General features: G+C 61.9%; 7 protein-coding genes. All 7 read left to right on the forward strand.

Annotated elements, in window-relative coordinates; all coding sequences use genetic code 11:
- Window positions 1–1,480: methyl-accepting chemotaxis protein (locus tag BLX41_RS13280; RefSeq protein ID WP_259744840.1), on the forward strand; the 1,480-nt coding region annotated here is incomplete at its 5' end.
- A gap of 88 nt (window positions 1,481–1,568) precedes the next feature.
- Window positions 1,569–2,132, forward strand: a complete 564-nt coding sequence (pnuC, locus tag BLX41_RS13285; protein WP_123725250.1) for a nicotinamide riboside transporter PnuC — start codon at window positions 1,569–1,571, stop codon at window positions 2,130–2,132.
- The gene (locus BLX41_RS13290) at window positions 2,129–2,653 is read left to right on the forward strand and encodes an AAA family ATPase (RefSeq protein WP_123725251.1); all 525 of its coding nucleotides are present in this window, start codon (window positions 2,129–2,131) and stop codon (window positions 2,651–2,653) included. Before pnuC ends, BLX41_RS13290 begins: the two co-directional genes overlap by 4 nt.
- Window positions 2,654–2,983: 330 nt before the next feature.
- Window positions 2,984–3,430, forward strand: coding sequence for a hypothetical protein (locus tag BLX41_RS13295; protein WP_123725252.1), 447 nt, complete (start codon window positions 2,984–2,986; stop codon window positions 3,428–3,430).
- 1 nt (window position 3,431) lies between these two features.
- Window positions 3,432–4,010, forward strand: a complete 579-nt coding sequence (locus tag BLX41_RS13300) for an adhesin (RefSeq protein ID WP_123725253.1) — start codon at window positions 3,432–3,434, stop codon at window positions 4,008–4,010.
- A 63-nt stretch (window positions 4,011–4,073) separates the two neighbouring features.
- Window positions 4,074–5,069: a heme utilization protein gene (locus BLX41_RS13305; RefSeq protein WP_123725254.1), complete on the forward strand. Its 996-nt coding sequence runs from the start codon at window positions 4,074–4,076 to the stop codon at window positions 5,067–5,069.
- 64 nt (window positions 5,070–5,133) lie between these two features.
- Window positions 5,134–5,814 (forward strand): C39 family peptidase, encoded by a 681-nt coding sequence (locus tag BLX41_RS13310; RefSeq protein ID WP_123725255.1) that lies wholly within the window; start codon window positions 5,134–5,136, stop codon window positions 5,812–5,814.
- The last annotated feature ends 66 nt before the right edge of the window (window positions 5,815–5,880 follow it).

The following is a 5,880-nucleotide window of genomic DNA, read 5'->3' on the forward strand; positions in this document are numbered from 1 at the left end:
GACCGCCGCTGGCGTGCTCGATTACTACCAGGGCCTGGAAGCCGCCGGCAGCCTGAGCCGCGAACAGGCGCAGAAACAGGCGCTGCAGGTGATTCGCGGACTGCGCTACAACCAGAACGACTACTTCTGGATCAACGACCTGACGCCGGTGATGATCATGCACCCGGCCAACCCCAAGCTCGACGGACAGAACCTGGCGGCAGTCAAGGACCCGGACGGCTTCGAGGTGTTCAACGAAATGGTGGACCTGGCCAAGTCCAAGGGCGCCGGCATGGTGGACTACCGCTGGCCCAAGCCCGGGGCCGAGCAGCCGGTGCAGAAGACCTCCTATATCCAGCTGTTCCAGCCCTGGGGCTGGATCATCGGTTCCGGGGTCTATATCGACGACCTGCAACAGGAGTTCTATGCCCAGGTCATGCGGGCCTCCTCCATCGGCCTGGTGATTGCCCTGCTGATGGCAGGCCTGGTGGTACTGATAGTGCGCAGCATCGTCAGCCCCCTGCGCGAGACCGTGCACGCCATGGCCAATATCGCCAGCGGCGAAAGCGACCTGACCCGCAGCCTGGATACCCATGGCCAGGATGAAGTCACCGAACTGGCCCGGCATTTCAACGGCTTCACTGCCAAACTGCGTGGGGTAGTCACGCAGTTGCAGACCAGCGCCGCCGCTCTGGAACAGTCCTCCAGCGAGCTGGGCAGCAACGCCGCCGAGGCCCAGGAGCGCAGCCAGCAACAGTCCCAGCAGATGGAACAGGTGGCCGCTGCCATCAATCAGGTCACCAGTGGTGTCCAGGATGTCGCGAAGAACGCCGAGCACGCCGCCGGTGAAGTGCGCGAAGCCGAAGCCCAGGCCCAGCAGGGCCAGGTCAATATCGACGGCAGTCTGCAGCAAATCGATCAACTGTCCGGAACCATCGACCAGGCGGTGGAAGTGATCCGTACCCTGGCCGCAGAAAGCACCCAGATCGGCAGCGTGCTGGAAGTGATCCGTTCCATTGCCGAACAGACCAACCTGCTGGCCCTGAACGCCGCCATCGAAGCGGCCCGGGCCGGGGAACAAGGGCGCGGCTTTGCCGTGGTGGCCGACGAGGTGCGCCTGCTGGCCCAGCGCACCCAGCAATCGACCGCGGAAATCCAGGGCATGATCGAGCGCCTGCAGAATCACTCGGAAGCGGCGGTCAAGGTGATTGGCGACAGCAGTCGCGCTTCCCAGGTGACCATCGAACAGGCGGGCCTGGCCGGAGCCAGCCTCAACGCCATCGGCCAGGCCCTGCGCACCCTCAACGGCCTGAACGCCTCGATTGCCAGCGCCACCCTGCAACAGGCCCATGTGGTGGAAGACATCAACCACAACGTCGGCCAGGCCGCGGGGTTGTCCCAGGGCACCGCGCTGGCCGCCCAGCACTCCAGCGCCGCCAGCCGTCACCTCAAGGAGCTGTCGGAACAGCTCAACGGCCTGCTGCGCCAATTCCGCGTCTGAGTCACTTCAGGGTCACGGGCCCGGGCTAACGCCCAGGGCCCAGACTGGGTACAATCCGCCCCCTCCTCCACTTCCCCAAGGAACCGCCATGTCCGGGCTTGAACTGTTTGCCGCTGCGCTAGGCGTCATCGCCGTCTGGCTGACGGTCAAACAGAATCCCTGGTGCTGGCCCATCGGCCTGGTCATGGTGTTGCTCTACAGCTGGATCTTCTACGAGGTCAAACTCTATTCCGACATGCTGCTGCAAGTGGTCTACGCCGTGCTGCAGCTCTATGGCTGGTGGCAGTGGACCCGGGGCGGCGACCAGCATCAGGGGCGCCCGGTCAGCCAATTGCAGGCCACCGGCCTGCTCCAGGGCCTGGCCCTCGGCGCGCTGGGCAGCCTGTTGCTGGGGGCGGCCATGGCTCACTGGACGGATGCCGCGCAACCCTGGCTCGACGCCGCCCTGACCGCCTTCAGCCTGGTGGCCCAATGGTGGATGGCACAGAAACGCGTGCAGTGCTGGCCGCTGTGGATCGCCGTGGATGTGATCTTCGTCGGTCTGTTCGTCTACAAGGCGCTGTACCTGACCGCGGCGCTCTACGCCCTGTTCACCCTGCTGGCGGTCCAGGGCTGGCGCACCTGGCGCGCCGACCCGGCGTTGCAGTCGTGAAGGTACTGGTACTGACCGGCCCCGAGTCCAGTGGCAAGAGCTGGCTGGCGGCCGAGCTGCAAGAGCACTTCGGCGGCATCCAGGTGGGTGAGTACGTGCGCCATTTCATCGAGCAGGAGCGCCGCGATACCTGCCTGGCGGACATCCCCGAAATCGCCCGTGGCCAGTTGGCCTGGGAGGACCAGGCCCGGGCCCGACAGCCAGCCCTGCTGATTCTCGACACCCACCTGCTGAGCAACCTGCTATGGAGTCGGACCCTGTTCGGCGACTGCCCATCGTGGCTGGAACCCCAGTTGCTGGCCCGGCAATACCACCTGCACCTGCTGCTGTCCCCGGAGGATGTGGCCTGGAGCGACGACGGCCAGCGCTGCCAGCCGCAACTGGCGCAGCGCCAGGCCTTCTTCGATGCCACGCGGCAATGGCTGGACCTGCACGCGCAGCCTTATCGGGTCATTCGCGGTGATTGGCAGGAGCGCCGGCAGCAAGCCTTCGCCCTGGTCCGGCAACTGCTGTTGGACTGATTCCGCAGCGAGCGGCCAACCCCCGGAGTGTCCATTCCTGAAACACTCCCCTGGCGATCAGGGCGCCATTTTCCCGGGCCCCGCCCACTGTCGGTGAAACTGTTGCGCTACTGATACACCCCCGCAGCGACCCCTGTTCCAGAGCATTTGCGAGGTTATGGCTACTGGCCGGTATGGCGAACCGTCTCAAGTATGAAACAGTCAGGCCGCCAAACTCTGGGAAGTATTCGCAAACCCTTGAATCTGCAAGACAAATCAAAAGCGGCACGGCTTCTGCTCTCTCCCTCTCAACGCTGACTAGGGCCAGCACTGAGAAGAAGGAATGCCGCCGTGGGGAATCTGAACAAAAGTTTCACCCGCCTACTGCTGGTCGGCTGTGCCGTCAGCGCGGTGTACAGCCTTCCGGTTCTGGCGGCGGGTAATGGCGAGATCATCATCCAGCGCACCGTACAGGCACAGCCCCTTGGCCGTGCGCCTCTGCAGAAAGATCCCAATCCGGTTTCGGTCAATACCAACCCTTCAGCTCTGGTCAATCAAATGACCGGCAATGAAATGACCGATGGCGATTTCGCCGGGATCAGGACCGGCTCGCTGATCCGCGGCACCGTGCTGTCCGGCAACAACGGTGTACCGGGGATGAATGTCCTGACCAACGGCAATGGCCTGCCAGGCATGGCAGTCGGCCATGGCGGCGGCGCCGGGGCCAGTATTTCCGGCTCGATCAATCGGAGCATCAACACCGGCATGGCTCCCTTGAAAAATATCGGGGGCCAATAAGATGAATCGTTCAGTCCTGCTCCTTGCCTTGCTCGCCTGCTCCGGGGCCATGGCCGACTCTGCCAATCAAGTCGCCGCCACCTCCAGCATCCAGAACTCCGGCGCCGGCTACACAGGCAACTTCAACGTCAACCAGGCCGCCGGCGACCAGCAACAACAGACCAACGTGCGGGCCATTGCCATCGGCACCAACGCCACGGCCACCACCAGCATCAACCAACGCATCACCACGCCCGCCAGCCGCTCGGTCAATGCCAGCAGCACCATCGGCGGCAACTCTTTCAGCAACGGCAGCGGCGCACTGGGCGTGAACCAGTCGGCCGGGGCCAACAACCAGATGGCCAATGCCCTGCGGATCAGCATCAGTGCCAATCCGCAAAGCATTGACGACAGCGCCCTGTCCCAACAGAACGTGGCGCTGTTACCAAACTCGGGAGCAACTGGCACTCAACAAGGCAGCCGCCAGGTCGTTACCAGCGACCAGGCCTTCACCGGCAGCCGTGGAGTGATTCAGGTGAACCAGAGTGCCGGGGTGGGGAACCGAATGGCTAACACCCTGAGCATCCGGGTCGCAGACTGACCCCTCGTAGTGCAATTAGAAAGTACCAACACTTAACCAACTAATAAGCACCGGAGAAACACCATGAAACCTACAATGGCTCTCAAACCACTGGTTTTCGCACTGGCCGCAGTCATGGCAATGGCCGCCCAGGCAGGTGGAAATAACAACGGTCACAACGGCGGTCATGGCAATGGCCATGGCGATCATGATCAAGGTCCAGACCTCGGCACCCTGCTGCAAATCACCGCCGGGGCCGGTGCTGCAGTGATCGACGTGCAGACCAGCTACTCCAACGTGGTGAAAAACCAGGGCACCAACAACAACGCCAAGATGGACAACTCCCTCAACAACTCCAACGGCAACATGGGTGCCAACGTCGCCGCCGGCGACGGCAACCAACAAGACAACGCCGCTGCCCTGGCAACCGCTGACGAAAGCTTTATCTTCGGCAGCGCTGTGGCTGCTTCCAGCGCCACCCAGATCAATAACAACAACCATGTGAAAAACTCTTCGACACAGAACAACGCTGTGTTGAACAACTCCGGCAACAACGGTTCCGGCAACATCGGCATCAACGTTACCGCCGGCAACTTCAACCAACAGAAAAACAACCTGGCCATCGCCGTATCCGGCGGCCGCGTCGCAACCGCAGCGGCTGCAGCCAACCAGTCCTCGACCAATCTGGTCGTAGAGAACAAAGGCGTCCAGGCCTACAAAAAAGATACCCTCTCGGGCGGCTTCGTTGCTCACGGCAGCTACAAAGGTACCGGCAGCGGCAAGATCGAAGGCGATGATGGTCACGGCGGCGGCCACGGCAATGACAACCGCGGCGGTGGCCATGACAACGACGATCAAAAATTCACCTTCAAGGAACAAGGCACCATCGAACTGGCCGGCTACTGGACTCAGCAAGTGCTGACCAAAGACGGCTGGAAAAACCCAGTGGTCAACAACGCCAGCATGACCAACTCGATGAACGGCTTCTCCGGCAACGGCGGCGCCAACGTCTCGGCCGGTGTGGGCAACCAACAAAGCAACTCGCTGTCCATCGCCGCCGGCTGCAAAGCCTGCATGTAATCGCGATCGTAACGAAAGCCCCGGAAACGGGGCTTTTCCACAGTCCGACTCAGGCGTAACGATCATGCGTACTGCGATCCTCTCCCTCTTGCTTTGCCTCTGTGCTCCCGTCCAGGCTGCGCAGATGGCCGTCGCCGGCCTGCCCGGTGGCAACCTGATCTTCAAACAGGTGCAGAGCGTGCGTGAACGCAAGTTCAGCGACATCGTCGAGCAGAAGACCGACTTCAGTTGCGGCGCCGCCGCACTGGCGACCATTCTGCGCCAAGCCTACTGGCTTGATGTCGATGAGGAACACGTCATCAAGGGCATGCTGGTCAATTCGGATCACAATCTGGTCCGCACCCAGGGTTTTTCCATGCTCGATATGAAGCGCTACGTGGAAAGCATTGGCATGCGCGCCAGAGGCTACCGGATTCCGCCCGACAAGCTCGAAGCGGTGACCATTCCGGTGGTGGTACTGATGGACATTCGCGGCTACAAGCACTTCGTGGTGATGCAGCGGGCCCAAAAAGACTGGGTCTACATTGGAGACCCCGTGCTGGGTCACAAGCGCTACTCCCATGAAGACTTCCTCAAAGGCTGGAATGGAATCGTATTCGCCATCATCGGCCCCGGCTACGACAAGACCAACGCCTTGCTCGACCCGCCTGCCCCGCTGACCGCGAAAAACAAGCTCGATGGTTTCTACCCGGTCAAAGACGCGGATCTGATGGACTTCGGTTTTATCCAGAGCGACTTCTTCTAGAAGCCCGAACAATCATAAAGGGGCAGGACGCTCCGGGAGCAGCAAGCAAATGAAGACTTCATACTG

The sequence above is a fragment of the Pseudomonas protegens genome (genome assembly GCF_003732485.1).
Classification (GTDB): domain Bacteria; phylum Pseudomonadota; class Gammaproteobacteria; order Pseudomonadales; family Pseudomonadaceae; genus Aquipseudomonas; species Aquipseudomonas protegens_B.

Excerpts from the sequence above, each read along its gene's own strand:
- pnuC (WP_123725250.1), top strand. The coding sequence starts at position 1,569 with ATGTCCGGGCTTGAACTGTTTGCCGCTGCGCTAGGCGTCATCGCCGTC.
- BLX41_RS13305 (WP_123725254.1), top strand. The coding sequence starts at position 4,074 with ATGAAACCTACAATGGCTCTCAAACCACTGGTTTTCGCACTGGCCGCA.
- BLX41_RS13300 (WP_123725253.1), top strand. The coding sequence starts at position 3,432 with ATGAATCGTTCAGTCCTGCTCCTTGCCTTGCTCGCCTGCTCCGGGGCC.
- BLX41_RS13310 (WP_123725255.1), top strand. The coding sequence starts at position 5,134 with ATGCGTACTGCGATCCTCTCCCTCTTGCTTTGCCTCTGTGCTCCCGTC.